The sequence below is a fragment of the Nocardia sp. NPDC004573 genome, assembly GCF_053602135.1.
Genome location: NZ_JBSGDA010000007.1, coordinates 202,735 through 228,305, shown reverse-complemented (window position 1 = coordinate 228,305; position 25,571 = coordinate 202,735). Strand labels below are relative to the sequence as shown.

At 69.1% G+C, this 25,571-nt stretch carries 24 protein-coding genes and 1 pseudogene; 9 read left to right on the top strand and 16 right to left on the bottom strand.

Annotated elements, in window-relative coordinates:
• Window positions 1-23: 23 nt before the first annotated feature.
• Genes ACWEKR_RS14415 through ACWEKR_RS14385 form a run of 7 tightly spaced genes read right to left on the bottom strand, consistent with a single transcriptional unit; the run spans window position 24 to window position 8,325 of the window.
• Window positions 24-2,129, bottom strand: a complete 2,106-nt coding sequence (locus ACWEKR_RS14415) for an MMPL family transporter (RefSeq protein ID WP_452354852.1) — start codon at window positions 2,127-2,129, stop codon at window positions 24-26.
• A complete protein-coding gene (locus tag ACWEKR_RS14410) occupies window positions 2,126-3,325 on the bottom strand; it encodes a peptide synthetase (RefSeq protein ID WP_452354851.1) in 1,200 nt (399 codons plus the stop codon). The genes ACWEKR_RS14415 and ACWEKR_RS14410 overlap by 4 nt, the downstream gene beginning before the upstream one ends.
• Before the next feature lie 26 nt (window positions 3,326-3,351).
• A complete protein-coding gene (locus ACWEKR_RS14405) occupies window positions 3,352-4,398 on the bottom strand; it encodes an NAD-dependent epimerase/dehydratase family protein (RefSeq protein WP_195083422.1) in 1,047 nt (348 codons plus the stop codon).
• On the bottom strand, window positions 4,395-4,676 hold the full coding sequence (locus ACWEKR_RS14400) for a hypothetical protein (RefSeq protein ID WP_452354850.1): 282 nt from the start codon (window positions 4,674-4,676) through the stop codon (window positions 4,395-4,397). The genes ACWEKR_RS14405 and ACWEKR_RS14400 overlap by 4 nt, the downstream gene beginning before the upstream one ends.
• A gap of 3 nt (window positions 4,677-4,679) precedes the next feature.
• Window positions 4,680-6,353: a fatty acid CoA ligase family protein gene (locus ACWEKR_RS14395; RefSeq protein WP_452354849.1), complete on the bottom strand. Its 1,674-nt coding sequence runs from the start codon at window positions 6,351-6,353 to the stop codon at window positions 4,680-4,682.
• Window positions 6,350-7,264: a hypothetical protein gene (locus ACWEKR_RS14390; RefSeq protein WP_452354848.1), complete on the bottom strand. Its 915-nt coding sequence runs from the start codon at window positions 7,262-7,264 to the stop codon at window positions 6,350-6,352. The genes ACWEKR_RS14395 and ACWEKR_RS14390 overlap by 4 nt, the downstream gene beginning before the upstream one ends.
• Window positions 7,265-7,272: 8 nt before the next feature.
• Entirely contained in the window at window positions 7,273-8,325 is a 1,053-nt protein-coding gene (locus ACWEKR_RS14385; RefSeq protein WP_452354919.1) for a 3-oxoacyl-ACP synthase III family protein, read from the bottom strand.
• 584 nt (window positions 8,326-8,909) lie between these two features.
• On the opposite strand from ACWEKR_RS14385, the pseudogene ACWEKR_RS14380 reads away from it, so the two are divergent.
• Window positions 8,910-9,251, top strand: a pseudogene (locus ACWEKR_RS14380) (NAD(P)-binding protein); the annotation flags it as partial.
• A 154-nt stretch (window positions 9,252-9,405) separates the two neighbouring features.
• Here ACWEKR_RS14380 and ACWEKR_RS14375 read toward each other — a convergent pair.
• The gene (locus ACWEKR_RS14375) at window positions 9,406-10,068 is read right to left on the bottom strand and encodes a TetR/AcrR family transcriptional regulator (RefSeq protein WP_452354847.1); all 663 of its coding nucleotides are present in this window, start codon (window positions 10,066-10,068) and stop codon (window positions 9,406-9,408) included.
• 104 nt (window positions 10,069-10,172) lie between these two features.
• Between ACWEKR_RS14375 and ACWEKR_RS14370 the strand changes: the two genes are divergently transcribed.
• The 4 genes from ACWEKR_RS14370 to ACWEKR_RS14355 are packed head-to-tail and all read left to right on the top strand — an operon-like array spanning window position 10,173 to window position 14,543.
• The gene (locus ACWEKR_RS14370) at window positions 10,173-11,048 is read left to right on the top strand and encodes a metal-dependent hydrolase (protein ID WP_452354846.1); all 876 of its coding nucleotides are present in this window, start codon (window positions 10,173-10,175) and stop codon (window positions 11,046-11,048) included.
• The gene (locus ACWEKR_RS14365) at window positions 11,045-12,115 is read left to right on the top strand and encodes a PDR/VanB family oxidoreductase (protein WP_452354845.1); all 1,071 of its coding nucleotides are present in this window, start codon (window positions 11,045-11,047) and stop codon (window positions 12,113-12,115) included. Before ACWEKR_RS14370 ends, ACWEKR_RS14365 begins: the two co-directional genes overlap by 4 nt.
• A gap of 38 nt (window positions 12,116-12,153) precedes the next feature.
• A complete protein-coding gene (locus ACWEKR_RS14360) occupies window positions 12,154-13,626 on the top strand; it encodes a flavin-containing monooxygenase (protein ID WP_452354844.1) in 1,473 nt (490 codons plus the stop codon).
• A 5-nt stretch (window positions 13,627-13,631) separates the two neighbouring features.
• Complete coding sequence (locus tag ACWEKR_RS14355; RefSeq protein WP_452354918.1) at window positions 13,632-14,543, top strand: short-chain dehydrogenase/reductase; 912 nt, start codon at window positions 13,632-13,634, stop codon at window positions 14,541-14,543.
• A gap of 16 nt (window positions 14,544-14,559) precedes the next feature.
• Here ACWEKR_RS14355 and ACWEKR_RS14350 read toward each other — a convergent pair whose 3' ends face one another.
• Window positions 14,560-15,243, bottom strand: coding sequence for a TetR/AcrR family transcriptional regulator (locus tag ACWEKR_RS14350; protein WP_452354843.1), 684 nt, complete (start codon window positions 15,241-15,243; stop codon window positions 14,560-14,562).
• Between the two features lie 146 nt (window positions 15,244-15,389).
• On the opposite strand from ACWEKR_RS14350, the gene ACWEKR_RS14345 reads away from it, so the two are divergent.
• Together ACWEKR_RS14345 and ACWEKR_RS14340 are read left to right on the top strand one after the other, a co-directional pair.
• Entirely contained in the window at window positions 15,390-16,961 is a 1,572-nt protein-coding gene (locus ACWEKR_RS14345; RefSeq protein WP_452354842.1) for a succinic semialdehyde dehydrogenase, read from the top strand.
• A gap of 33 nt (window positions 16,962-16,994) precedes the next feature.
• On the top strand, window positions 16,995-17,825 hold the full coding sequence (locus tag ACWEKR_RS14340) for an SDR family NAD(P)-dependent oxidoreductase (protein WP_452354841.1): 831 nt from the start codon (window positions 16,995-16,997) through the stop codon (window positions 17,823-17,825).
• A 47-nt stretch (window positions 17,826-17,872) separates the two neighbouring features.
• Here ACWEKR_RS14340 and ACWEKR_RS14335 read toward each other — a convergent pair whose 3' ends face one another.
• Together ACWEKR_RS14335 and ACWEKR_RS14330 are read right to left on the bottom strand one after the other, a co-directional pair.
• The gene (locus ACWEKR_RS14335) at window positions 17,873-18,676 is read right to left on the bottom strand and encodes a putative protein N(5)-glutamine methyltransferase (protein WP_452354840.1); all 804 of its coding nucleotides are present in this window, start codon (window positions 18,674-18,676) and stop codon (window positions 17,873-17,875) included.
• A 78-nt stretch (window positions 18,677-18,754) separates the two neighbouring features.
• On the bottom strand, window positions 18,755-19,624 hold the full coding sequence (locus tag ACWEKR_RS14330) for a YdcF family protein (protein ID WP_452354839.1): 870 nt from the start codon (window positions 19,622-19,624) through the stop codon (window positions 18,755-18,757).
• Between the two features lie 192 nt (window positions 19,625-19,816).
• Here ACWEKR_RS14330 and ACWEKR_RS14325 point away from each other — a divergent pair, with 192 nt between their 5' ends.
• Entirely contained in the window at window positions 19,817-20,662 is an 846-nt protein-coding gene (locus ACWEKR_RS14325) for a bifunctional 5,10-methylenetetrahydrofolate dehydrogenase/5,10-methenyltetrahydrofolate cyclohydrolase (RefSeq protein WP_452354838.1), read from the top strand.
• A gap of 34 nt (window positions 20,663-20,696) precedes the next feature.
• On the opposite strand, the gene ACWEKR_RS14320 is transcribed toward ACWEKR_RS14325, so the two are convergent.
• From ACWEKR_RS14320 to ACWEKR_RS14305, 4 genes are all read right to left on the bottom strand, one after another.
• Entirely contained in the window at window positions 20,697-21,440 is a 744-nt protein-coding gene (locus tag ACWEKR_RS14320) for a hypothetical protein (RefSeq protein ID WP_452354837.1), read from the bottom strand.
• A 315-nt stretch (window positions 21,441-21,755) separates the two neighbouring features.
• A complete protein-coding gene (locus tag ACWEKR_RS14315; RefSeq protein WP_452354836.1) occupies window positions 21,756-22,403 on the bottom strand; it encodes a nucleotidyltransferase domain-containing protein in 648 nt (215 codons plus the stop codon).
• A 54-nt stretch (window positions 22,404-22,457) separates the two neighbouring features.
• Complete coding sequence (locus ACWEKR_RS14310) at window positions 22,458-23,210, bottom strand: L,D-transpeptidase (RefSeq protein ID WP_452354835.1); 753 nt, start codon at window positions 23,208-23,210, stop codon at window positions 22,458-22,460.
• A 198-nt stretch (window positions 23,211-23,408) separates the two neighbouring features.
• On the bottom strand, window positions 23,409-23,843 hold the full coding sequence (locus tag ACWEKR_RS14305; protein ID WP_452354834.1) for a winged helix-turn-helix transcriptional regulator: 435 nt from the start codon (window positions 23,841-23,843) through the stop codon (window positions 23,409-23,411).
• Between the two features lie 66 nt (window positions 23,844-23,909).
• Between ACWEKR_RS14305 and ACWEKR_RS14300 the strand changes: the two genes are divergently transcribed.
• The gene (locus ACWEKR_RS14300; protein ID WP_452354833.1) at window positions 23,910-24,812 is read left to right on the top strand and encodes an NADP-dependent oxidoreductase; all 903 of its coding nucleotides are present in this window, start codon (window positions 23,910-23,912) and stop codon (window positions 24,810-24,812) included.
• Window positions 24,813-24,843: 31 nt separating this feature from the next.
• Here ACWEKR_RS14300 and ACWEKR_RS14295 read toward each other — a convergent pair whose 3' ends face one another.
• Window positions 24,844-25,503 (bottom strand): cyclodeaminase/cyclohydrolase family protein, encoded by a 660-nt coding sequence (locus ACWEKR_RS14295; RefSeq protein WP_452354832.1) that lies wholly within the window; start codon window positions 25,501-25,503, stop codon window positions 24,844-24,846.
• Between the last annotated feature and the right edge of the window lie 68 nt (window positions 25,504-25,571).

Genomic DNA, 25,571 nt, shown 5'->3' with positions numbered 1-25,571 from the left:
CGGCCATGTGCCACTCGGATGAGTCAGGTCGGGGTAGGCGTGCGTTCCCGGACGGTGGTGGGGATGATGCGGGGGCGGCGCGGCGACCACCAGTTGGCGGGGCCCATCAGCTGGACCAGCGCGGGGACCAGAAGCATCCGGACGAGGGTCGCGTCCACGACGAGGGCGATGATCATGCCGAGGCCGAGGAAGCGCATGGGGGTGAGCGGGGACAGGGTGAACGCTCCGGTGACGATCACCAGCAGGGTTGCCGCGGCGGTGATCACGCGGGCGGTCTTGACCGTCCCGGCCCGCACCGCCGCGGCGGTGTCGGCGCCCGCGTCGTGCGCCTCGACCATGCGGGACAGCAGGAAAACTTCGTAGTCGGTGGACAGGCCGAAGACGACCGCGATGATCAGCACCAGCATGCCCGCGGTGATCGGTCCGGTGCTCACGCCGAGCAGGCCGGACAGATGCCCGCCGCAGAAGATCCAGGCGAGTACACCGAACGTGGCCGCCAAACTCAGGAATGCCATGGCGACGGCCTTGAGCGGCAACACGATCGAGTGGAACGCCGCGAACAGCAGCACTATCGTCGCCGCGACCATGACGAGGATCATCAACGGCAGCCGCGCGACGATCGAGCGCACGCTGTCGACGGTCGCCGCCGTATCGCCGCCGATCCACAGGGCGGTGCCCTCCGGTGGAGTCAGTTCGCGGATGCCACGAACGGTGTCGCCCGCCGCTTCGGTGCGGTCGGTGTTGCTCAGGAACGCGTGGAAGACCACGAAGTCCTCCGCGCGACCCACTTGCACCACCTGCCGTACCCCCTCGACGTCGCCGAGTGCCGACACGGCCGCGTCGACGGCGGCGGACTGCGGTGGCCCGTGCACCCCGTGCAGCACGGCGGTGACCCCGCTACCCGCCGCGGGAAACTGGGCGGTGAGTTCCTCGACGACTGTGCGCATCTCGTTGCCCTCGGGCAGCGCGCGATGATCGATGTCGCCGAGCCGCAGTCCGGCCAGCGGAGCCGCCAGCACCAGCAGGACGGCGCCGACGACCACGGTCACCAGACCCGGCCTGCGCAGCACGCGGTCGACCAGGCGTCCCCAGAACCGCTCGGCGCGATCGGTAGCCCGCGCCGAGCCGATGCGCGCGCCGAACAGCACCAGCAGGGCGGGCAGCACGGTGAGCGAGAGCGTGGCCGCCAGCGCCACCGCGGTGATCGCGCCGATGCCCAGAGACCGCAGCACCGCCTGCGGAAAGACGAACGTGCCTGCGAACGCGCAGATCAGCAGTAGTGCCGAGAACGCGACCGTGCGGCCGGCCGTGGCGTAGGTGCGGATGATCGCGGTCTTCGTGTCGTGCCCGGCGGCGACCTCCTCACGGAAGCGGGTGACCAGGAACAGCCCGTAGTCGATGGCCATGCCCAGCCCGAGCAGCGAGGCGACGTTCACCGCGAATGTGCTCACCTCGGTGACCTCGGCCAGCACGCGGATCGCGCCCATGGCGCCGAGCACCGTCAGTCCGCCGACCACCACCGGGAAGGACGCGGCGACGAGTCCGCCGAACACCGCCACCAGGATCACCAAGGTCAGTGGCAGCGAGAGGGATTCGGCCCGGATCAGATCACTGCGGGACTGCTCGTTGATCTCGGTGGAGATCGCGCTGTAGCCGGACAGATCGGTGGCGATACCCGGAACCCGGAGCTGGGGCTCGATGTCCGGATACGCGCTGACGCGCTGATTGGCGTCACCGGCGAGGTACACCACCGCCAGAGCGTGCCGATTGTCCGCCGACCGCAGGAACTGCCTACGCGCGAGACCGGCGTTCCAATAGGTCTCGATGGGTCGTTGCAGCATGGCCGGGTCGATACGGGCCAGCGTCTCTTGAACGCGGGGGCCGATGTCGTCGACCGTCTGTCCCTCGGGTGCGGTGTACCGCACGACCACGTCGGGATTCTGCGGGCCGAAGTGCTCGGTCACCAACTCGTCCACCCGCGCCGACTCGCTTCCGGGATCAACGAATCCGGCTGCGGTGACCTTGTCGGACGCTCCGAGGCCGAGCAACCCGGCCAGCAGCATCACTCCGGCCACGACCGCGAGCACGATGCGGGGCCGGGCGAGGACGACGCGAATCGGGCCGGTCATCGCGCGACCACCTCGGGCGCCGCGAGCTCGGCCTCCAGCCGCGCGGTGATCTTGTCCAGCAGCGCCTCCAACCGGACCTCGATACCAGCGCCGTTGCGGCAGGAGACGGTCAGCTCCAGCCTCCCGCCCACTTCGGCCATGACGAACAGCAGCGGCATCGCGCCGCTGTGCTGAGGCAGCAGCCGCACGTCGGTGGGTGTCCAGCCCGGCAGCGCCATCTCGTCCAGATCGAACGCGCCCATGTGGGAGACGATGGCCGACACCATGTTCCGGTTCAGTCGTGCCCCGAGCCAGTTGCTCGTCCGCAGGACCCCGCGGATCACGCCGGGTGGGAATTTCGACAGTCGGCCATTGTCGAGTTGGTTCAGCTCCTTGCGCTCCCGCAGCCCGCCGCGCATCCGGCCGCTGATCGTCTCCCAGTTCTCACCGGGGGTGACGTCGAGGAACAGCGGCAGGGCCAGGTTGGCGGTGGAGCGCAGGACGGGGTCGTGCCTGCGGAGGTCGACCGGAATCATGAAGCGCGACTTCGCTCCAGACTCCGCGGCCAGAATCGCCGCCACCCGTGCGACGATGCCCTTACCGGTCGCGTTGATCGATCGGTGGCGCAGCAGCCAGCGCGGGGCAGCCCGGTTCTGGCGTCCGCGCCCGGTCGCCGCCTTGAAGGCGGGTAGCACCAGCGTCGGTTTACCCGGCGCGCCGATCCGGGCCACGAGTTCGGCGTCGGCGATGGGATCGGCTGCGCCGAGCGGCGGGTATCCGCGCAGCACGCGGAAGACGTCGTCGACCCACAGGCGCAGGCCCATCCCGTCCATCACGCCGTGGAAGGCGCGGAACACGATGGTGGTCTGTTCGCCGGTGAGCAGCAGCACTTCGGTGGTGCGGTCCGGCGTGGGACCGATAGGTGTGTTCAGCACCGCGTCGTTCTCCAGCGCGGCGTAGTTCAGCGACCAGCCGGGCACATGGCGCACGGTGGCGGCCAGACCGCAGTCCACCCAGTCGTCGCCGTCGCGGACCAAGCGCGCACCGGGGTTGGCCGCCGAAGCCACGTCGACGGCCCGCTGCAACGCCGCCGGATCCAGGCTGCCGTCGCCGTGGACGGCCAAGTGCATGACGAACGGTGGAGTCACCGCGCGCGTGAAGAAGTACAGACGTTCGGTCGGGGTGATCTTCCTGCGGAAGACGGTGGCGTTGCTCATGCTGGCCTCCGATACCGGTGGGGTGTTCAGCGCAGATTCCGGGTGAGCTCGACCGCTCCGCCCTGGGTTTCCAGCCACGCCAGGAGGTCGGCCAGTCCGCGGTCGCGGTCCACGACCGGCCGGTAGCCGAAATCTCTTGTGGCGGCGGTGGTGTCGTAGGTGGCGCTGCGGGACAGCAGCGCGACGGCATAGCGCGACAGCGGAGGCGACCAGCGGGTCGCGACGGCGGGGATGCGCCAAATCGTCTCGACGACCCGGACCGCAGCGTTGATCACCGTGGGGTTGGGTTTCCGGGTCGGGGGCCGGTATCCGAGCCGGGTGGCGACCTCACCGAGGAAGCCCCAGACATCCGTCTTCTCGGCATCGGCGACGAAATACGCCTTGCCGCCCACCGCGTCCGAGCCCGCCGCCTTCACACAGGCGTCGACGATGTTGTCGACGTGGCAGAGCGAGGCGTAGACGGTGCGTCCGAAGGACAGGTCCGGCAACTTCCCCATACCGGCGCGGCCGAGCATCCGCACGATCGGACCGGACCGGTCGCCCGCGCCCCAGATCGCCCGTGGGCGCAGGGCACAGGTGCGGAATCCCGGGCCGTCGGCGGCCAGGACGGCTCGTTCGGCCGCGGCCTTGGTCTCCGAGTACAGGTTCAGGTAGCGCCGCGGATACGGCACCGATTCATCGACGTCGACCTGGTCGCCGCCGTAGTAGTCCATCATCGCGCTCGGGCTGGAGATGAACACGAACCGTCCTGCTCCGCCTCGGCGGGCCGCATCGAGCAGCCGTTCGGTGGCCCGGACGTTCTCGTTCCAGAACTGTTCCCTGGTGCCACGCTCGTCCACCCGCGCCGCGCTGTGGAACACGATGTCGACGCCGCGGGTCGCCTCCTCGAGCGAGGCGGGGTCGGTCAGATCGCCGTAGATCAGCTCGATCTTGTCGATGTCGTCGCGCAGGTCGGCCAGGTTGCTGGTGCGGCGCACCAGGATCGACACGTCGTGCTCGCCGTCGCGTACGAGCCTGCGCACCAGCGCCCCGCCCAGAAACCCGGACGCGCCGGTTACCAGTATTTTGCTCATTGCACTCTCTCCTTGCCGGGCTGGGTCCGCCACCAGGTCAAGCCGAAGATCTGCGTCAACACCGCGGTCTCCCACCGGTCGCGGCCCGAGCCCTCGGCGGCACGCAGCGCCGCCGGAATCTGGGCCGCGTGCACAACGATGCTGAGGAACGCGTCGATCCACCACACCGTGCGCAGAAGCCGGCTGTCCGGGACACGGTCGGTTGCCGCGGCCAGCGCTCCGCCGGCCAAATACAGCCACCCGATGACGGGAATCGCCCGAAATACGATCGTTTTCATTTGTTATGCGTCCGTTCCGAGCCGTTCGGCGGCCCACACCGCGAGTCGTTCGCGCCCGATCTTGGCGTTGTGCCGGATATCGACCGGGAAGGACGGATGGACCAGGAAGTCGGCGATCGTCCTGGTGAGGTCGAACCGTGCGCCGTGGGCCCGCAGCGCGGGTTCGACAATGTCCGGGTCGGCGCCCGGCTCCACTTCGACGCAGAGCACCGGCCGCTGCGCCCCACGTGGGCCGACCCCGACCAGAGCGGTACGGGCCACGCCCGCGACGACGTTGAACACCTGCTCGACCTGAACGGTGAACATCGGTCCGTGCGCGGTGATCACTCGCTGGCTCTTGCGTCCGCAGAACCAGATCCGGCCCTGCTCATCGATCCACGCGAGATCGCCGGTGCGGTGCCAGATCCGATCGCCGTCGACGATCTTGCCCAGCGTGTTCGCCTGCTCCGGCCAGTAGTACCTGGTGCTGACGTTCGGCCCCGCGACGACGAGTTCGCCGATGCCGCGGGTGGTTTCCAGCTCACCGGCCAGTTCCTCGGCCCGAGCCATGGTCGGAATCGACTCGTCGGTGATCGCCACGATCCGCGCCTGCACCTGGTAGGCGGGCCTGCCGACGCAGGTGCCCTCGCCGTGGTGTGCCCGCTCGACAGGTCCGTCCAGCAGTTCGCGGGATTCGATGGTGGACATCGGCAGTGCTTCGGTGGATCCGTACCCGGTGACGACCTTCGTGTCCTCGTCGAGCACCTCGCGCAGTCCCGCGATGCACCAGTCCGGTACCGGAGCCCCGCCGGAATAGATACTCTCCAGCGAGGTCAGCGCGACCGGGTGCGCACGCAGGTGCTCGAGCAGCGGGATCAGCACGGCGGGGGAGGCGAACATGGTTCGCACGCCGAACTTCTGGATCGCGTCGACCACGTGCGCGGGATCGGTCGCGCCGACCTTGCTCGGGATCAGCGGCGGCAGCACACATCGCGAGCCGAGCAGCAGGTCGAGCACGCCGACCAGGGGAAGGGTGATCAGCGAGGCCTCCGGCGTGATCTCCCCGCGCGCCATGTGCACCTGGTCCACCATCGCGGCCAGGTTTCCGTACGTCATCTGCACGGCTTTGGCCGGTCCCGTGCTGCCGGTGGTGAACGCGATCAGCGACAGGTCCTCGTCGGTGGCCGGGCGGCGGGGCCGGACCGGACCCGTCGGTGTCCGGCCCCATGCCCGCAGCGATTCGCCCCGCCAGAACCACCGTCTGCCGACCGTGACCGCGGTACGGACAGTGCGGAGACTGGGCCGGAACAGCACCCGCAGCGCGTGCGCCTGCGGGATGCCGATGAACGCCTCGGCATCCACGGCGCGCAGGCAGCGCAACATCTTCCGCACGCCCATGCCCGGGTCGATCACCACCGGCACCGCCCCGATCTGGAGCAGCCCGAACATGATCGCGTACAGCTCCGGGCTCGGTAGCACCAGCACGATCGTGCGCGTTCCGGAGCCGACACCCGCCGCGGACAGTCGTCCAGCGATCGTTTCCGACCACAGACCCAGTTCGCGATACGTGAGATGCCGGTAGGCCGGCAGGCCATCGGGGTCGACCCCGTGCGCGTAGCGAACCGCCACACGGTTGGGATCGGTGCGGACGACCGCACGAAACCGATCGATGGCCTGCCGGTATGTTCCCGTTGTCACGCAGGCGCCCCGGCGAACACGGGCAACCGGTACAGCACCGCCGCGGCCGCCGGACCCGCGCCCGCCGCGACGAACAGCACCTGCCGGTACTCGGCGAGGCCATCGTCCGTGATCGCCGAGTCGTACGCCGCGGTGAGCGCCGCGGTGTGCGGGTCGCCATCCCGCAGATCCGGAACGCGGACCGAACGCTGGTCGATGCCTAGGGCGGCGGCCAGCTTCTTCGGGAACTCCGGGCTCGGCGTCGACGCGATCAACGCGATCTCGCTCAGCGCGGCGTGGTCCGACCCGGCGAGCGCTTGGCGCGCTGCGTCGAAAGCCACCTCCAGCAGGCGGTCCTCGAAACCGGGCTCCCGCTCCACGGTGATCAGATCGCGGCCGCGGGCGCCCATCGTCGAGATGTCGAGATATCCCTCGACCGCCGGCGTGCCCTCGCCCTTCACGGTATGCACCGTGCCGAAGCCTTCCGGTTCGTCGGTGCGCTCGAGCAGCAGCGCCGCGCCGCAGGTGGAGTAGGGGAACTCGTCGTCGGCGACCGAGCGGGTCATCGACGGATGAGTGTCGCCGGACACGATCAGCACGTGCTCGGCGCTACCGGTCTCCAGGACCGAGGTGGCCACCTGGACCGCGTTGAGGACACTGACCGCCCCGTTCATCAGATCGAACGAGAAGGTCCTCGGGTCGTCTTTGGCGTATTCCAAGCCGATCCCGGCCGCCTTCTGGATCAGCGCCGACACCGCCGGTTCGACGGTATTCGAGTCGCGGAAGATGCCCGTGTTGATCAGTAGGCCTACCTGATCGGAACGGATTCCGGCGCGCTCCAGACTCTGCCTGGCGGCGCGGGCGGTGTGCTCGACGATGCTGTAGGTGTCGTCGGACCGGCTGATGGCGGTGGACTTGATGCGCACGCTCATGACCGACCTCAGACTTTCAGCGACGAGATGGTGGTGGACACGAACCCGGTGACGATGCCGGAGGCAGCGGGTACCAGCAGCAGCTTCGACCCCGCGGGAATGTTCTGCTCGCTGAGCTGATCGTGCAGGACGATGAAATGCGAAGTGGTGGAAGTGTTTCCGTACTTCTCGATGACCCGCAGATCCGGCGGCATCGGGCTGCCGAACTCCCGTTCGGCGATGGCGTTCATCCACGGAATGGCGGCGGCGCCGAACTGGTGATGGATGACGTAGTCGAACTTCTCGTCGGCGAAGGTCTTGCCCCGCGCCTCGAGGAATTTGCGCTGGGTATTGGTGCCGAGCAGGAAGCGGTCCTCGTTGTGCATCCTGCGGTTGTCGGTGTACATCGCGACGCCCTGGGATTTGTCGCTCGGCATGCCGAGGCACAGGTGCGAGTATTCCGCGGCGGTCATCATCTCGATGTAGTGGATGACATCGTTTTCATCGATGGCCTCGTCCAGCACGATCGCACATCCGGAGTCGCCGACGGTCAGCGCCGCGAACTGCGGATCGTATTTCTCGGAAATCTCACGGACCGCGGTGTCGGCAATTTCGGTAATCGCCTCGCCACTGACCACGAGTCCGTTCCGGACAGCTCCGGATCGGATCATCCGGTCCAGGATGTAGGTGCCGGTGAGCATTCCGGCGCATGCGTTGGAAATATCGAACGCAATGGCGTTCTTAGCGCCGATGAGACGGCTTATCGACATCGCGAACGAAGGCTCCATATACATGCGGGTGCCATGCTTGCCTCGCGAGATCGAGGTGGAGATGATCACGTCAATATCTTCTGGACCGTACTGTGACCTGGACAGACAGTCCTCGACAGCCTTCATGGCCAGCGTGAACGAGTCTTCGTAACTTTCCGGTCGAGTGTCGCGTACCCGGCGCTCGTGGACGCCGGTGATTTTCTCCAGATCGAACGAAGGGGGCTCCTTCATTCGGGACAGCAACTCCTCGGTGGTAACCACATTCGAGGGCAGATATGCGCCGATGGCTTCGAAACGAGAATGGGGAGACACGAGCGCTCCTGAAATCGTTGAGAGATACGGTTCCGGATCGACTCTGATCGTCGGTGCATTGAACACTACCCGACAGTAACAACAAATGGCTATGGCGCTTGCGGGCTGTGCGCCTGAGACGGAAATCACCTCCGGAAGTACCTGTTTCGTGAGGTATCACCAACTGGTGATCGGCTGGCTATGGCGTTCGCAGTATTGCGATGTGATTCCCCGTTTCGGTTTGTCGCCGCTTTTCGGGTTCCCGGCCGGGTGGAGGGGTCCGGGGGGCGAATGCGACGCTTTCGGAACTGCAACCGATCGGCTATTGCCGGATGGTGGCAATTCCTGAGTGGTCGCCGGGGCGGCTCCCTCGGTGGATGTGAGTGAGTTCACTACGCTCGGGGAGCGTGTGACCGGTCGGTATCGCGCCTGTGTCCCTCCTGTGCGCTGGACGAACACTGTTGCGGCGTAAGGGAACACGCAACCAGGATGGCTCGTCTCCGATGCGTGTCTCGAACCTTTTACCTGGCCCGACAGGCTCAGTGCAGGCGGGTGCAGCGCCTGCGGTGTGCCCGGACGTTCGTCGGCGATCGAAGGAAGAGGTTGTGGCGACCGGTGTGGAGCATGTCGACGTCCTCATCGTCGGCGCCGGTCTCTCGGGCATCGGCGCGGCCTGTCATCTGAGCCGGTCGTTGCCCCAGCGGACCTACCTGCTCCTGGAGAGCCGGGCCGCCCTGGGCGGTAGGTGGGACCTGCTCCGCTACCCCGGCATTCGCTCCGACTCCGATATGTACACCCTCGGCTACCGGTTCGAGCCGTGGCTGGGCGAGGAGTTGATCGCCCAGGGAGATGACATCCTCGCCTGTCTGCGCGAGACCGCGGCGGAAGACGGCATCGAGCGCGGGATCCGCTTCCGCCATCGGGTGGTCGGCGCGGAATGGTCGACGCCGATAACCTCTGGTCGGCGCGCCGCGAACCTGTTTCCGGTGCAAGGGTGATCGGGCGCCGTGGCGACTGCGCATGAACTACTGCGCGATCTGGTCACCTTGCGTTACGGCCGGATCGCGGACCGGGTCATGCGGTTCGAGCAGGCGCCCGCGACTAGGCCTCGGTGCTCAGCGACGAGCGCGCCGTGGCGATCCGCTCGATGACGTCGGCGGCGTGCGCGTCGAAACGTTCCCGCGATACCGGGATCTCGCCGTCGAGCCAGGGGCGATAGAGGTAGGCCAGCGCGCCGAAGATGGCGCTGGCGTTCAGCGCGTAGTCGTGCTCGTCGGGGACCGGTTGGGTGTAGTCGCCCGCGCTGATGGTCAGCGCGATCGGCGCGGTGAACAAGCCGATGAGTTCGTTGGCGCGTGGCATCAGCACCGGAGTGGCCTGCGACTCGATGAACATGATCCGCCCGCGGCGGCGATCCTCCAGCAGATAGTCGCTGAAGACGGCGACCATGTGGCGGAACATCGCGTCTCGTTCGATGGGCGCGTTGGGCAACTCGTCGAGCAGTCGGTCGCGCGCGCCGAGGACCACCGTGTCCAGTACCGTCGTCAGCAGCGTGTCCAGGTTCTGGAAGCTCTCGTAGAAGTATCGCTCGGTCAGTCCGGCCTGGCGGCAGACTCCGCGCATGGACGTCTCGGCGGCGCCGACGGACGACATCAGCTCCGTGCACGCCTCGATCAACTGCTCCCGGCGGGCGGCGACGCGATCGGCGGGGGATTGCCCGCGCCAGCGGCGCATGCCCGGAATCGACCCGTCGGCTTCGTCCATGGCGCCATCCTCTCATAGCGATCGAATTGACATCATGTGATGTTGACAGCATGTGATGTCACCAATACATTGCGAAGACACCGATCGACTACGAGGGGTGCGAGATGGGCTCTGCCGCATATGCCGACCAGACTCACGCCATCAACGCGCGAGCCGTGGAGTTCGACTTCGCCACGGTGCCGATGCATTACATCCCCGGCGAGGCGATGGCCACCCACATAATCAATGTGATGCACCTGGTGCTGCCCGAAGGCGAGCGCGCGATGGCGCAGGCGCTGGCCGAAGCGCTACCGCTGATCGAGGACGAGCGGCTACGCGAAGAAGTCCGCGGCTTCGTCGGCCAGGAATCCATGCACGCCAGTTCGCACGAGAAGGCGCGCGAGCAACTGCAGCGGCTCGGTCTCGACGTCGGACCGATGGTCGACCGCGTGACCTGGCTGGTCGACCGGGTCCTCGGCGACCACGGACTGAGCGGGCGGGCCAAGCGGGAGTGGCTGTGCGAGCGGCTGGCGCTGTTCGCGGGCATGGAGCACTACACCGCGGTGATCGGCGAGTGGCTGCTGACCAACGACAAACTCGAAGCCAAGGGCATGCATCCGGCGATGCTCGACCTGATCCGCTGGCACGGCGCCGAGGAGGTCGAGCACCGCAGCGTCGTCTACGACGCGTACATGCACGTCGACGGCGGATACGCCCGCAAGGCGAGGCAGGCGCTCATCGCGAGCGGGGGCTTGCTCGTGCTGTTCGTCATCTCCGGCGGCTATCTGTTCCACAAGGACCCGTCGAAGCACAAGGGACGATTCTGGCCGCTCCAGCTGGCCAGCGCGTCGGTACGCGGTGTGGTACCGAGCTTCACCACCTTCCTCACCGAGATCCCGCGCTATCTGCGACCGGGCTTCCACCCCTCGCAGCTCGGCCCGATGGACAACGCGCTGCGCTACCTCGCCCAGTCGCCCGCGGCACGGGCGGCGAAGGCGTGACCGCCGTCGGGGAGCGGTTCGAGCCCGGCGCCGCGCTGCGGTTGATCGGCTCGGCGGCCGACGCCTACAAGCGCCTGTTCGTCGAAGGCGAAGCCGCGCGGCTGCTTTCACGGCCCCGTCCGGTACGGCGCAGCGGCTACGACTTCGAGGTGGTGGTCGACCGGATCGGGCACGAGGCCGACGGGGTGGTCAGCTTGTGGCTGCGCCACCCGGAGGGCGGTCCGCTGCCGGCGTGGACGCCCGGCGCGCACCTGGACGTCTTCTTGCCCTCGGGTCGCCAGCGTCAGTATTCGCTCACCAACGATCCCGCCGACCGTGGGTTCTATCGCATCGCAGTGCGCCTCATCGCCGACGGCGAGGGCGGCTCCGCGGAGATCCATCGGGATCTGCGGGTGGGTGACCGGCTCGGCGTACGCGGTCCGCGCAACGCGTTCCCCTTCGTCGCGGCGCCGTGCTACCTGTTCGTCGCGGGCGGTATCGGGATCACCCCGATCCTGCCCATGGTCGCCGCGGCCGAGCGCGCCGGAGTGCCGTGGCGGCTGATGTACCTGGGCCGGGCCCGCTCGCGCATGCCGTTCTTGTACGACTTGGCCCGCTACACCGGCGGTGACGTGGTGGTGCGGCCGGATGACGAGTTCGGCGTACCCGACGCGCGGATGATCTTCGAGCAGACGCCGCCCGGCGCGGCGGTGTACGTCTGCGGGCCGCCGCCGCTGGCCGAGGCCGCGCGTGCGGTGCTCGCCCTGCACGAGCCGACGGCCTCGCTGCACACCGAGCGGTTCTCGCCGCTGCCCGTGCGGGACGGCGAGCCGTTCCGGATCAGGCTGCATCGCAGTGGGTTCGACGTGGAGGTCGCCGCCGACGAGTCCGCGCTCAGCGCGATCCGGCGGGTGCTGCCCGGCGTGACCTATTCCTGTCAGCAGGGATTCTGCGGCACCTGCAAGACCCGGGTGCTCGCCGGCCCGGTGGACCACCGGGACCGGTCGCTGCTCGAATCCGAGCGCGCGGAGGCGATGCTGACCTGCGTCTCCCGGGCGCGCGGCGGCGAACTCGAATTGGATCTGTGAACTCGGCGGGCAACGGCGCCCGCGGGTGGGAGGAAGACATGACCGAAGCTGCGGATCCGGAGCACGTGCCGATCGCCGTGATCGGTGCGGGTATAGCCGGGATCGGACTGGCGGTATCGCTGCGCGAGGCGGGGATCCACGATTTCCTGCTGCTCGAGCGCGCGGGTGATCTCGGTGGCACCTGGCGGGCGAACACCTATCCGGGCTGCGCCTGCGATGTGCCCTCGCATCTGTATTCGTATTCCTTCGCGCCCAATCCGAATTGGTCGCGCACCTACGGCACGCAGCAGGAGATTCTCGATTATCTCCGGTCGGTCGCGGTGCGCAACGACGTGGTGCGGCACATGCGGTTCGGGGCCGAGTTGCTCGAGGCGCGCTGGGACGACGCGGCCACGCTGTGGCGGCTTCACACCGGTCGCGGTGATCTGACCGCGGACGTGCTCGTTTCCGCCGTCGGGCCGTTCAGCGAGGCCCAGATCCCGCGGGTGCCGGGCGCGGAAACCTTCGAAGGAACGCAATTCCATTCGCTGCACTGGGACCATGAGCACGATCTCACCGGCGAGCGCGTCGCGGTGATCGGTACGGGCGCCTCCGCCGTGCAGTTCATCCCCGAGATCCAGCCGGTGGTGGGCGAGCTGACGGTATTCCAGCGTTCGGCGCCGTGGATCGTGTCGCGGCTGGATCGGCGCACGCTGCCCGCGGAGCGCGCGCTGCTGCGCCGGGTGCCCGCGCTCGGCAAGGCCATCCGCGGCCTGTACTACACCGGCATCGAAGGGTTCGGCCTGGTCGGCTTCGTGGACAAGCGATTCCGGCATCCGTACGAGGCGCTGGGCAGGCTGCAACTGCTGCGCCAGGTCCGCGATCCGGAGCTGCGCCGCAAACTCACCCCGGATTATGTGATCGGCTGCAAGCGGGCGATCTTCTCCGACGCGTACTACCCGGCGCTGACCCGGCCGAACGTCGAGGTGGTGACCGCGGGAATCCAGGAGATCCGCGCCCGCTCGATCGTCACCGCCGACGGCGCGGAGCATCCCGTGGACACGATCATCTGGGGCACCGGATTCGGCGTTCCGCCCGCCGTTTTCGACCGCGTGTACGGGATGGGCGGGCGCTCGATCGGCGACATGTACCGGCAGCGGCCCAGCAGCTACCTCGGTGCGGCCATGACGGGCTTCCCGAACTTCTTCTGCACGCTGGGACCGTTCGGAGCGGCGGGCAATCAGTCCGCCATCTATATGATCGAGGCGCAGGTGCGCTATATCGTCGATGCCGTGACCACCATGCGTGCGCAGAACATCCAGCGGATCGATGTGCGCGAGGAGGCGCAACGCGCCTTCCTCGACGAGGTGACCGAGCGCAGCCGCGACACCGCCTGGCTGACCGGCGGGTGTCGCAGCTACTACCAGACCGCCGACGGCGGCAACGCGGGCCTGTATCCGAACTGGAGTTTCGAATACCGCCGTCGAACAAGCCGTTTCGACCCGGAGTCCTACCGGCTGCGAGCGGGGTGAACGCCGTGGTCGCCGACCTGCTGCGGCAGTTGCTGTCCCCGCCCGCGGAGAACCGCCTCGACGTCCGCGACCGGGCGGTCGTGATCACCGGCGCGGGCACCGGCATCGGCCGGGCGCTGGCCGAGAAGCTCTATGCCTCCGGCGCTTCGGTGGCGCTCATCGACATCGACGAGGCCGCCGCCGCGGCCGTCGGACGTTCGATGGGGGAGCGCGCGCTGGTCGTGCGCGCGGACGTCTCCGATCGAATCGGCATGCGGGAAGCCATCTCCCGCGTGCGCGAACGTTTCGGGCGGATCGATGTCGTCGTGGCCAACGCGGGCGTGGTGCCCGAGCCCGCGACCATCCGGACGATGAACCCCGGGGACTTCGACCGGGTGATCGGCATCAACGTGACCGGCGTGTTCAACACCGTGCATCCCGCGCTGGACGACATCGTCGCCGCGAAAGGGCACGTCGTCGTGGTCTCCTCCGCGGCCGCGTTCGCGCCGGGCATGGCCGGTTCGCCCTACATGGTGAGCAAGGCCGCCGTCGAGCAATTCGGGCGGGCGTTGCGGGTGGAGCTGGCCGCGGTCGGCGCGACGGCGGGCGTGGCGTACTTCGGCATCGTCGACACCGCGATGACCCACGGCACTCTCGACGAGGACGAGCTGGGCGCCGACCTCGGCGCGTTGCTGCCCTGGCCGCTCAATCTGCGCATCACCGTGCGCGACGCGGCGGAATCCATCGCGGACGGCATCGCCCGCCGCGCGGCGCGCACCATCGCGCCGCCGCAATGGGAGCCCTACGCGTTGTTCCGCGGCGTCGTCAACGTGGTGCTGGACAGCAGGCTGGCACGCGACCCGCGCGTGCACGACCTGATCCACCGGGTCGAACAGCGGGTCCGCGACAGGCATCCCGTCACGCCCGTGCCGCGCTGACGCGGGCGGGCCCGGTTCACGGCTCGGCGGGAAAGATCGTGGGCAACGTCAACGCGTACTCCACGTCCATCCTGGTGCCGAGCGTCGTGAGCAGCACCCGGATCATGGTCAGACGTGCCGCGGCGACGGTGTCCGCGTCCGGTTCGGCTCCGGGGGCGGTACCCGCGGAGATCCGGTAGACCACGTACTCGCACAGGTGTAGCGCGGCGTCCAGGTCGAGCGGGCTCGGCACCGGACGGCCCAGTTCGGCGAACGTCTCGCGCACCAGGTCGCGGATGTCGTCGAGCGCGCGCTCCCGGTAGGCCGACACCGGCGAGCCCGGATCGTGCAGCTCGGCGAACAACGGCCGCAGCATGGGGCCGTGCCCGCGAGCCCAGTCCAGGTACGCGTCGATCAGCCGGATGCCCAGCTCGACCGGTTCGTCGGTCCCGGTCAGCGCCGCGCGGATGCCGCCGACCAACCCGTCGTTGGAGCTGTCGAGCACGGCCAGCAGGGGTTCGTTCGCGTTCGCGAAATAGCGGTAGAAGGTGGGCCGGGCCAACCCAGCCTGCTCGATGATCTGCGCGACGCTCAGTCCGCGGGAACCGGTGCGGGTGAACACTTCCGCGGTCGCGAGCACGATCCGGGCGCGAACCTCCTCGGCCTGTTCCTGCGTCTGGGGCGGTCTGCCACGCCGCGCGGCCGTCGGCTCAGCCTGCATGGTGCCGCCTCACAACGCGGCCCCCGAGGGTTCTGTGCGCCACGACGAACAGCTTGACACGAGCAGTGACATAGACATTAATCTAACACCACTGTTCATTTAATTGGGCGCGCGCGGCGCGGCCATCGTCCTCGAGAGGGCCGACCATGACGACCGCCTCCCCACCGGCCACCGCCGACGCGCTGCCCTCGTCGCTGGTGCAGTCGTTGCTCGCGCACGCCGTCGCGGGCGGGGCCCCCGCGGTCGAGGTGTTCGCGCCCGCGACCGGTGCGAAGATCACCGACCTGCCGCAGTCCTCCACCGACGACATCGAGACCGCGTTCGCCACCGCGCGCGAGGCGCAGCGCCGGTGGGCGGCGCGTCCGGTGCGGGAGCGGGTGGCGGTGCTGCGCCGCTTCCACGACATCGTGCTGGCCGAGCAGGACACCATCCTCGACATCGTGCAGACCGAGACCGGCAAGGCTCGGGCGCACGCCTTCGACGAAGTCGGCGACGTGGCCGTGAACGCCAGGTACTACGCCTCGGTGGCCGGCCGGCTGCTGGCCACGCGCAAGCCGCGCGGGGTGCTGCCCGTGCTCACCCAGGTCGACGTGCGGCACCGGCCCAAGGGCGTGGTCGCGGTGATCTCGCCGTGGAACTATCCGCTGGCCCTGGCCGCCTCCGACGCGCTACCCGCCCTCGTCGCGGGCAACGCGGTGGTGGCGCGACCGGACAACCAGACCGCCCTCACCGCGTTGTGGGCGATCGACGCCGCCGTGCGCGCCGGATTGCCGCGCGGGCTGTGGCAAGCGGTGCTGGGCCGCGGTTCGGTGATCGGCGGCGAGGTGATCGCCCGCGCCGACTATGTCGACTACACCGGTTCCAGCGCGACCGGGCGGACCATCGCCCAGCAGGCCGGGGAGCGGCTGATCGGCTACTCGCTCGAACTCGGTGGCAAGAATCCGCTGCTGGTGCTGGCCGACGCCGACGTCTCGCGCGCCGCCAAGATCGCCATCCGCGCCTGCTTCGCCTCGGCCGGGCAGCTGTGCGAGTCGATGGAGCGGATCTACGTGCACGACAGCGTCTACGACCGCTTCGTCACCGAATTCGTCGGGCACGTCGAAGCCATCCGGCTCGGCGGCGGGCTGGACTACGACAGCGACATGGGGTCGCTGACCTTCCGGCGTCAGCTGGACACCGTGGTGGCGCACGTGAACGACGCGGTCGCCAAGGGCGCGAAGGTTCTGGCGGGCGGTCGCGCGCGTCCGGACCTCGGACCGTACTTCTACGAACCCACCGTGCTGGCCGGGGTGCGGCCGGGCATGACGGTGCACCGTGAGGAGACCTTCGGCCCCGTGGTCTCGATCTATCGCGTGAGCAGCGACGACGAAGCCGTCGAGCAGGCCAACGACACCGCCTACGGCTTGAACGCCAGCGTCTGGACCAAGGACACCGCCCGCGGCCGCGCGGTGGCGGCGCGGATCCAGGCGGGCTCGGTGAACGTCAACGAGGGCTTCATCGCCGCCTGGGGCAGCGCCGACGCGCCGTCCGGCGGGCTCGGCATCTCCGGCACCGGACGCAGGCACGGTCCCGAAGGCCTGCTCAAGTACATCGACACCCAGACCATCGCGGTGCAGCGGGTGTTGCCGATCGCGCCGCTGCCCGGCATGTCCGAAGCGCTCTGGGCCAAGACGATGACGCTGTACTTCGGCGTCATGAAAGCGCTCCGGCAGAAGTAACTCGCACGACTCACGGATCAGGAAGCGGTACGGATGAAACTGGACACGGTGGCGGGCAAGAGGGTCCTGGTCACGGGAGCCGCGATGGGCTTGGGCAAGCTGTTCGCCGAGCGCGCGGTGGACGAAGGCGCCGCGGCGGTGGTGCTGTGGGACATCAACGAGGCCGTGCTGAAGGAGACCGCCGCCGAGCTGGCCGGCCGGGGCAGCGCCGTGCACCACCACGTGGTCGACGTGGCCTCGCCCGAGGCGATCACCGAGGCGGCGGCGAGCGTGCGCGAGCAGGTCGGCGGCATCGACATCCTGGTCAACAACGCGGGCATCGTGCGCGGCAACAACTACTTCTGGGAGACGGGGGACCGCGCCGACATCGACAAGACGATGGCGATCAACTCGCTCGCCCCGATGTACGTCACGCTGGAGTTCCTGCCCGCCATGGTCGCCGGGGCCACCGAGGCGCGGGTGCTCACGATCGCGTCGTCGGCGGGCCTGGTGTCCAACCCGCGCATGAGCGTCTACGCCGCGTCGAAGTGGGCGGCGCTGGGCTGGTCGGACTCGGTGCGCATCGAACTGGAGCAGGCCGGTCACGAGCACGTGAAGGTCACCACGGTCTGCCCGACCTACATCAATACCGGGATGTTCGAAGGCGCGAAAGGATTCCTGTTCACCCCGATCCTCGAACAGGACAAGGTGATCGACACTTCCTGGCGTGAGATGAAGAACGGCACACCGCTGGTGGTGCTGCCTTGGACGTCGCGTTTGAACAAGGCGATCTCCGGCCTGCTGCCGATCAAGTTGCGTGACCTGTTCCTCGACACGGTCGGCGTCTACCACTCGATGGATCAGTTCACCGGCCGCAAGAAGTAGAGCGCCATACGGACCCTGCGAGCGGGCCGAGCGAAGCGGCGCGCCCGTCAGCGTGGGCGGGTGCCGATGACCACGGTCGCGTAGTGCTCGGCGGATGCCGCGACCCGGCCTGCGAGACCGTGCTCCGCCAGCACGGCGAGCGCGATCGGGGCCTGGTCCTCGCCGACTTCGACGAAAAGATGTCCCCCCGGGGACAGCCACTCGGCCGCTTCGGCAGCCACACGCCGGAAGACGTCCAGGCCGTCCGGGCCGCCGTCGAGAGCGGTGCGCGGTTCGTGGTCGCGGGCCTCCGGCGGCATCCGCGCGATCATCTCCGAGGGCACGTAGGGGGTGTTGCAGAGCAAGATGTCGATGCAGCCGCGCAATTCCGCAGGCAAGGGATCGAACAGATCCCCTTGGTAGACCGGCGCGCCGAGCGGGGTGAGGTTGCGGCGGGCGCACTCCACCGCGATCGGATCGATGTCGGCGGCCGCCAGCGTGACCGCACGACCTTCGTCGGCGGCGGTTCGCGCCGTCGCCAGGCCGAGCGCGCCGCAGCCGCAACACAGATCGACCACCACCGGATGCCCGGTGCGTTCGCGGATCGACTCGACCGCCTGATCGACGAGGAACGCGGTGCGCTGCCGCGGTACGAAGACGCCGGGGGCCACCGCGACGCGCAGCCCGTGGAATTCCGCCCAGCCGAGCAGGTGCTCGAGCGGGCTGCCCGCGACGCGCTGGGCGACGAGCGCATCGAGGGCCACGCCGGTCTCCGCGGCGGCGGCCGCCAGCAGCCGCCCCTCGTCCTCGGCGAACACGCAGCCCGCCGCCCGCAGCAGGGCCACCACATCGGTACTCGCGGGTGGGGTCACCGGGCCATCCTGCCGTGCGCACGATGGATGCCGCCAATGAATTTCCCGGGTGGCCGGGACCGGCGGCGTCGGGCGAGGTCAGCGCGCCGTGCTGAGCTGGAAAGTCCGGGTCGCGTCGAGATAGATGCCGCGCTGGCCCGCCCGGCCGGGCGGTGGGAGTTGCGCGACCAGCTGCTCGAGTGAGGTCGTCGCGCCGACGACCCTGGTGCCCGCGACGATGAAATCGGCGACGGCACGGCGGATGTGGTTGGGGGAGGTGACCACGATCGCGCTGGTCGCCCCGACATCGCGCAGCAGCCTGGTGCTGAACAGGGCATTCTGCACGGTCGAGCCCGCGCGGCTCTCCACGTGGATGCGCGTGGGCGGCACGGCGTGCGCCACCAGCCAGTCCCGCATGGCCTCGGCTTCGGTGATCCCGTTCTGCGGATTCCCGCCGGTGACGACGATCGGCGACAGCGGCGCGGCGATCGACTGCAACCAGGCCGCGGTGAGCCGGTTCACCAGTTCGGGGCGCAGCGCCCCGTCCGGGAGCAGGCCGTAGCCGAGCACGACGATGCCGGTCTGCGGGCCGGCCAGCGCGGGCAACGGGTTCGGCAGGGTGCCCACCGCCGCGCGGATGGCGCCGAGCACGTTGTCGGTGCCCTGCGCCAGGCCCGGATCGACCACGTGCAGCCGTGCCATGGCGTCCACCAGCGCGGGCAGGTCACCGGCGTAGTCGGACCAGATCGCCTGCAAGGCCAGCGCTTCGGCGTCCGCGGGGTCTGCTCCGATCAGGTTGCGCAGGTCGGCGCGGCCTGCGGCGTCGTCGCCGTCGGCGAAGTGGCGCTGGGCGGAGTTGTACAGCGCGTCCGTTTCCGGCGCCGCGTACGCGGGGACTCCGGCGAGCCCGGTGAGCGAGAACGCGGCGAACGACGCCGCGACGAGAAGTTTCCAATGCCTCGAGATCATCACTACAGTCGTCACCTTTCCGCCGTGGAACGGGATGGCACGTGCTAGCAGTCAGCTGGGGCAAGCAGCAATCACGATACGGCCGAATGTCCCGGCTACCCGGCAACCCGCGAACGGGTTGCTTCACGTGTGCGCGATTCGGGACGGGTTGGGGCCGGGTGTGCGCGGCCGGGCCCGTTAGGCTGTGTCAACGTGGATACCGTTTCGCTGTCCGGCAAGGAACTCGCCGCCGCCATCAACGCCGACACCAAGGCCCGCGCCGCCGCGCTCACCGACGGCGGTGCCGCTGCGCGCCTTGCCTTGGTCGTGGCGAACGACGACCCAGCGAGCGCCTGGTATGTGAACTCGCTGCGCAAAACGGCCGAACGACTCGGCATCGCTTGCGACACGGTCGATCTCGGCCCCGAAGCGAGCGTGGCGGAGATTCGCGACGAGCTCACCGCGCGCGGCGCGGATCCGGCGACCGACGCGATCATGCTGCAGACGCCCCTCCCGGCGGGTGTCACGCTCGACGACGTGAGTTCGGCGATCGTCGCGTCGAAGGACGTGGACGGCGTCAGCCCGTTGTCGCTCGGCCTGCTGGCGGCCGGGCTGGACGGTTTCGTCCCCGCCACCTCCGAGGCCGTGGTGGAACTGCTCGAACATCACGAGATCCCGCTGGCCGGCCGCCACGTCGCGGTCGTCGGCCGCTCGAACGTCGTCGGGAAGCCGCTCGCCCAGCTGCTGCTGGCGAAGGACGCGACGGTCACGGTGTGCCACTCCCGCACGGCCGACCTCGCCGCCGTCACCGCCACCGCGGACATCGTCGTCGCCGCGGCGGGCCGCATCGGCCTGATCTCCGGCAAGCACGTGCGGGAGGGCGCGGTGGTCATCGACGTCGGCACCAACGAGGCCCCCGACGGCAAGATCGTCGGTGATGTCGAGGCGGAGTCGGTGCGCGGCAAGGCCGCCGGACTCAGCCCGGTCCCCGGCGGCGTGGGCCCGGTCACCACGGCCCTGCTCATGCGCCACGTCGTCACCGCGGCCGAAACCGACTGATCGCTCTCTGCGCAGGTTCCGGCGAAGAGCGGCCTCACCCGCGGGCGATGGCGCTGATGAGCGTGCGGCTGCCGTCCTTGGTGGTGGTGACGATCTGCGGGTTGTAGGTGACCGGTTGCTGCCCGGGCCGATATTCGGTCACCACCACGAGGTACTGGCCCGCGAACGCGCCAGGAGTGATCGCCACGCAGTGGGTGGTGCCCGAGGGGATGCTGTCGATGCCGCGCTGGATGGCGTCGGCGGCCTGGACGGCGGCATCCGCGGTGGTGGTGGCACGGACGTGCTCGCCGGACCGGTCCACGTAGTAGGCGTACTGGAAGGCGAGGATCACCGCCGGACCGGAATCGAAACCGCCCGCGCCATTCCCCTGGATCCGGTTGCCGACCCGTTCGGCCGGGCACTGCGCGGCCGGTGCCGCGGGGGCGGCGGCCGGGGCGGACGGGGCCGGCGCGGCGGGTTGCTGGTCGGAGCCGCCGATCCCGAATTGCATGACGGCTGCGAAGCCAAGCGCGACGACGCCGAGCGTCCCCAGCACGGGTACCGCCCACCGCCGCCTCGCGCGCGGCGCGGGGGAGCGGTCGATCAGTCCCGCGAATCGATCCTCGTACCCGTCCGGATCGGGCTGCGGCGTGTACTCGGGTTCGGCGGCTGGGGCCTCGGCGGGCTGCCGGTCCACCCATGCGGCCCACTCACCGCGGTACTCCTCACCGGCAGGCGCCTGCCCCGGCCCCCCGGCGCTGTACGGATCGCCCCGGTCATAGCCGGGTCGCGCGCTCATCTCCGGTCGATCCATCGCCCCACCCTTCGTCAGGTCCCCGTCAGATTAACCGCATCGCCACGACGCCGGAACGCCCGGCCGCGTGCGCAATTGAGCCGTGCCGTGGCCCGGAGTGCGCCGGCCGATGCGTCGATCCGGCGCACGTGTGACGCGCCGCGCGGTCGCACTCCGGCTCGCGGCCTCCGCCGATCGGGACCAAGCTACCCGGGGATGTGCCGAACGGTCGAGCGCGGACGCGGTTCGAGAAGTGTTCGCACGCGCAGATCGTGACGTCCATCTCGGCGGTTCCCATCGCTCGGATACCGTCGGCGCGCATCACCGAACGAGCGGAAGCCATTCGTGCTCGGGATAGTGGCCGGACACGTAATTCCGCACCGCCGCGCGCTGGGCGGCGTTCAACTCCGGCCAGGTTCGCTCCAGGTCCACGCGGTCTTTCGGCCGGCCCTGCTTGGCCTTGAAGATCAGTACGAATTCCGGCTTGAGGTAGCGGATGCCGTCGCCCGCGATCCAGGTGACCTCGTCGAGCGGCGCGACCATGGTGGGATCCCGCCGGTTGACCCATTGTCCGTGCCGATCGGGATTCAGCAGGATATCGATCAGCCATGGGGAGCGGGCATCGGCCCGCAGCCAGACGCCATCGGCGCTTGCGGGCAAATCGGGCAAGCGGTCGTCGACAGGGCGGATGCCGTCCGAGCCCGCCGCCCAGATATGCAGGCGGCCGCGCGCAGCGGCGCGCAGAACGGGCAGATGGCTGCGGAACATCGACGCGTCGACGTCACTGTGCTCGCGCCGGGTGCCGGTCCAGGCATCGATCGCCCAGCCGCCCGCGATCCACCACGGAGCGTCGATGTCGCCGAGGATCTCGGCGACATCGACGGGCGTGACCAATGCCCAAGCACCCCAGAGGTTCTGGAACTCGGCTGCCTGCGCGTCACGCGGTGGCGGGATCGGGAACTCGCGCAACGACGGCCCTCCCCTCGAGTACGTCTGCCGACACTACCCGCGGGAGGGCGCCGCTCACCAGTGCGTGACGACCGGGTCGCCGATGCCGATCGTGCGATAGACCCATTCGGCGTCATCGGGCGCGAGGTTGATGCAGCCGTGGCTCACATTCGCATAACCCTGCTGATCCACCGACCACGGGGCCGAGTGGATGAAAACGCCGCCCCACGTGAGTCGTTCGGCGAACTCGCCGTTGATGATGTAGCCCTCGGGCGAGCTCAGCGGAATGCCGATGGTGCGGGAGTCGAACACGACGGAACGGAACTTCTCCAGCACCGGATAGGTGCCGGTCGGCGTCTCGTATCCCGGTTTGCCCATCGAGGCGGGCATCGTCCGGACGACCGTGCCGCCGACGGTCAGCGTGAACGTGTGCGCCGACATGTCCGCCTCGCCGAAAACGCCTGCGTTGGTGCGAAATTCCGTGCGCGTGCCGCCGACCGATACGAGGATGGTGGCGTCGGCGGGCAGGAACCCGGACGGCGTCCACACCGCTTCGCGGTCGTCGGTCCACGCGAACGTGCCCGGCAACGGGCGGGTCGATCTGATGTCGATGGATTGTTCCGTCCGGGCGCGGTCGGTGACAGGTGCGGTGAAGCGAATGGTCACGGGATGAGCCACGCCCACCACCTGGCCGTTCGACGGTCCGATCGACGCCGCTCGAGGCGTCGATGGCTTTCCGATCATCGTCGCTGCCGCCGCGCCCGACCCGAACGCGGCCAGTGCCACGATCACGGTCGCGAGGAACAGATACCGAATGGCGCTCCTCATGGCGTCCACCCCTTCGAAATGGTGTGGTAGGCAGGAAACAGTTTAAGTCCCCATGATCAACTCGGCCACTCGAAGCGAACCGGTCCGCGGTCCGTTTGCGATCGGGGACACGCCCACCACAGATCGCTTACCCAGCCGGATACGGCCGAAACGGGGACGCTCCACTCGGCTCGCGGCCGGTGGAGCCGGACAATTCGGTCAGTGTGCGAGTTCGGTGGGCAGCGGTTGCGGTGCGGCCGCCGCACGCGCGTCGAATGCCGCTCGGGCGGTGACGATCCGGTCCTGGTTCTCGACGGCCCACACGCCCATGGCGTGGGTGATCGCGCCGATGCTCGCGCCCATTTCGGTGAGCGAGTACTCCACTCGGGGCGGCACCGTGGGATAGACCGCGCGGCGCACCATGCCCTCCCGTTCCAGGTCGCGCAGTGTCCGGGTGAGCATCTTCTGCGTGATGCCGTCCAGGCGGCGGCGCAACTCGTTGAACCGGATCGGCCGGTCGTGGTCCCGCAGCACGGCGAGTACCAGCATCACCCACTTGTCGGCGAGGACGGTCAGTACTTCTCGTGCGGGGCAGTGGTGGAGGTAGTTGTCTACCAGGCCGTCGGCCACGGGCGGTGCGCAGGCAGTATCCATTGGGAACCTCGGTATCAAGAAGGTGCCTTCTTTCCGAAAGATACCATCGCTGCTGAGAATCGGTGCATGCTCGCAATCACGCAATACGCGTTCGGTGGCCCGGAAGTGCTCCAAGTGGTCGAGGTGGATCGGCCACGGCCCGGTCCAGGGGAGGTGCTGGTCCGGGTCGCCGCGACCAGCGTCAACGCCGCCGACTGGAAAGTGCGCGCCGGGCTGCTCGGACAGTTGGGCGATCCACCGCTGACGCTCGGGCTCGACGTGTCGGGCGTCGTAGCCGAACTCGGGCCCGGCGCCGACCGCTTCGCGGTGGGTGATCCGGTGTACGGCATGGTGTTCGGCGGCGCGAACGCGGAATACGTCGTGGCGCCAGCGCAGACGCTGGCGCCGAAGCCGAGGAACGTCGACCTCGTCCACGCCGCCGCGCTGCCGACGGCGGCGCTCACCGCGTGGCAGGCACTGGCCGCGCTCGGCGCCGGGCAGCGGGTGCTGGTGCACGCGGCCGCGGGCGGCGTCGGACATCTGGCGGTACAGATAGCCCGGCATCGCGGGGCGTACGTGATCGGCACTGCGCGCGCGGTCAACCACGAGTATCTGCGCGAGCTCGGGGCCGACGAGGTCATCGACTACACCGCAACGGATTTCGCCGCCGCGGTCCGCGACGTGGATATCGTGCTCGACCTGGTCGGCGGCGCCTACGGTTCCCGCTCGCTCGCGGTGTTGCGTCCCGACGGCCGGCTGATCGACACCCAGGGCTCGGACGCGGAAGCAGACCCCCGTTACGAGCGGTTCTACGTCGAGCCGTCCGGGGCGTCACTGCGCGAGATCACCACAATGGTCGAACGCGGTCGGCTGCGCGTGACGATCGATCGGATCCTGCCGCTTCCGGAAGCGGCGAAGGCGCACGAGCTCAGCGAAGCGGGGCGGGTGCGCGGCAAGATCGTGCTGGTCGCCTGGGAGCCGCCCGCCTGAACGCGCCGTCCGCGCTCGGAGTGAGGCGTGGTCAGCGCCGAAGGGCGTGCACGACGTCGGCGTGCAGAGCGTCCGCTCGCGCGGTGAGACCGTCGATCCGCAGCAGCACCGCGGCGAACCGGCCACCCTCGGCGGCGGGCAGCGAGGCCACGTTGATCTCGATGTTGAGCTGCGAGCTGGTCGCGGCGGCTCGGCAGGCGTCGGCGGCCGCGCCGATGTCGGTGACGACGTTCGGATTCCCGATCGGGAACAGCTCCGTGGCCAGCGACAGCACCTCGTCCGCCTCGTCGACGACGGCGGCGGGCACGCGGGCGGCCTCGATCAGCGCGGCATTGATCGCCGCGGTGCGGGCGGCGAGCTCCTCCGGAGTGTCCTTGGGCAGCTTGTAGGCGGCGCCGACGGCCGTGAACGCGGCGGCGTCGGCGTCGGCCAGCGCGAGAGCGCGCTCGCGGGCCGCGTCTGCGGCCTCGATGATCCGATCGACGACCGGCCGGTTCTCGGCATCCTTGGCGCGAGTGGTGTAACGCGCGACCATCGCGACGAGCGCGGCGGCCTGGGCGGCGTGCAGCGCGGCCACCGCACCGCCGCCGGGTGCGGGAATCTTGGCGGCCAGATCGCTCAGGTACTGCGCCAGGGCGGCCCCGCCGAAGGACGGCGCAGTTTCCGTGGACGACGAGCTGGGCTGCGACACGAGGATGTTGCCTTTCGTTCATCGGCGAGGAGGACTACGAGTAGACGCTACCCCGTGGCGCCCGGCAC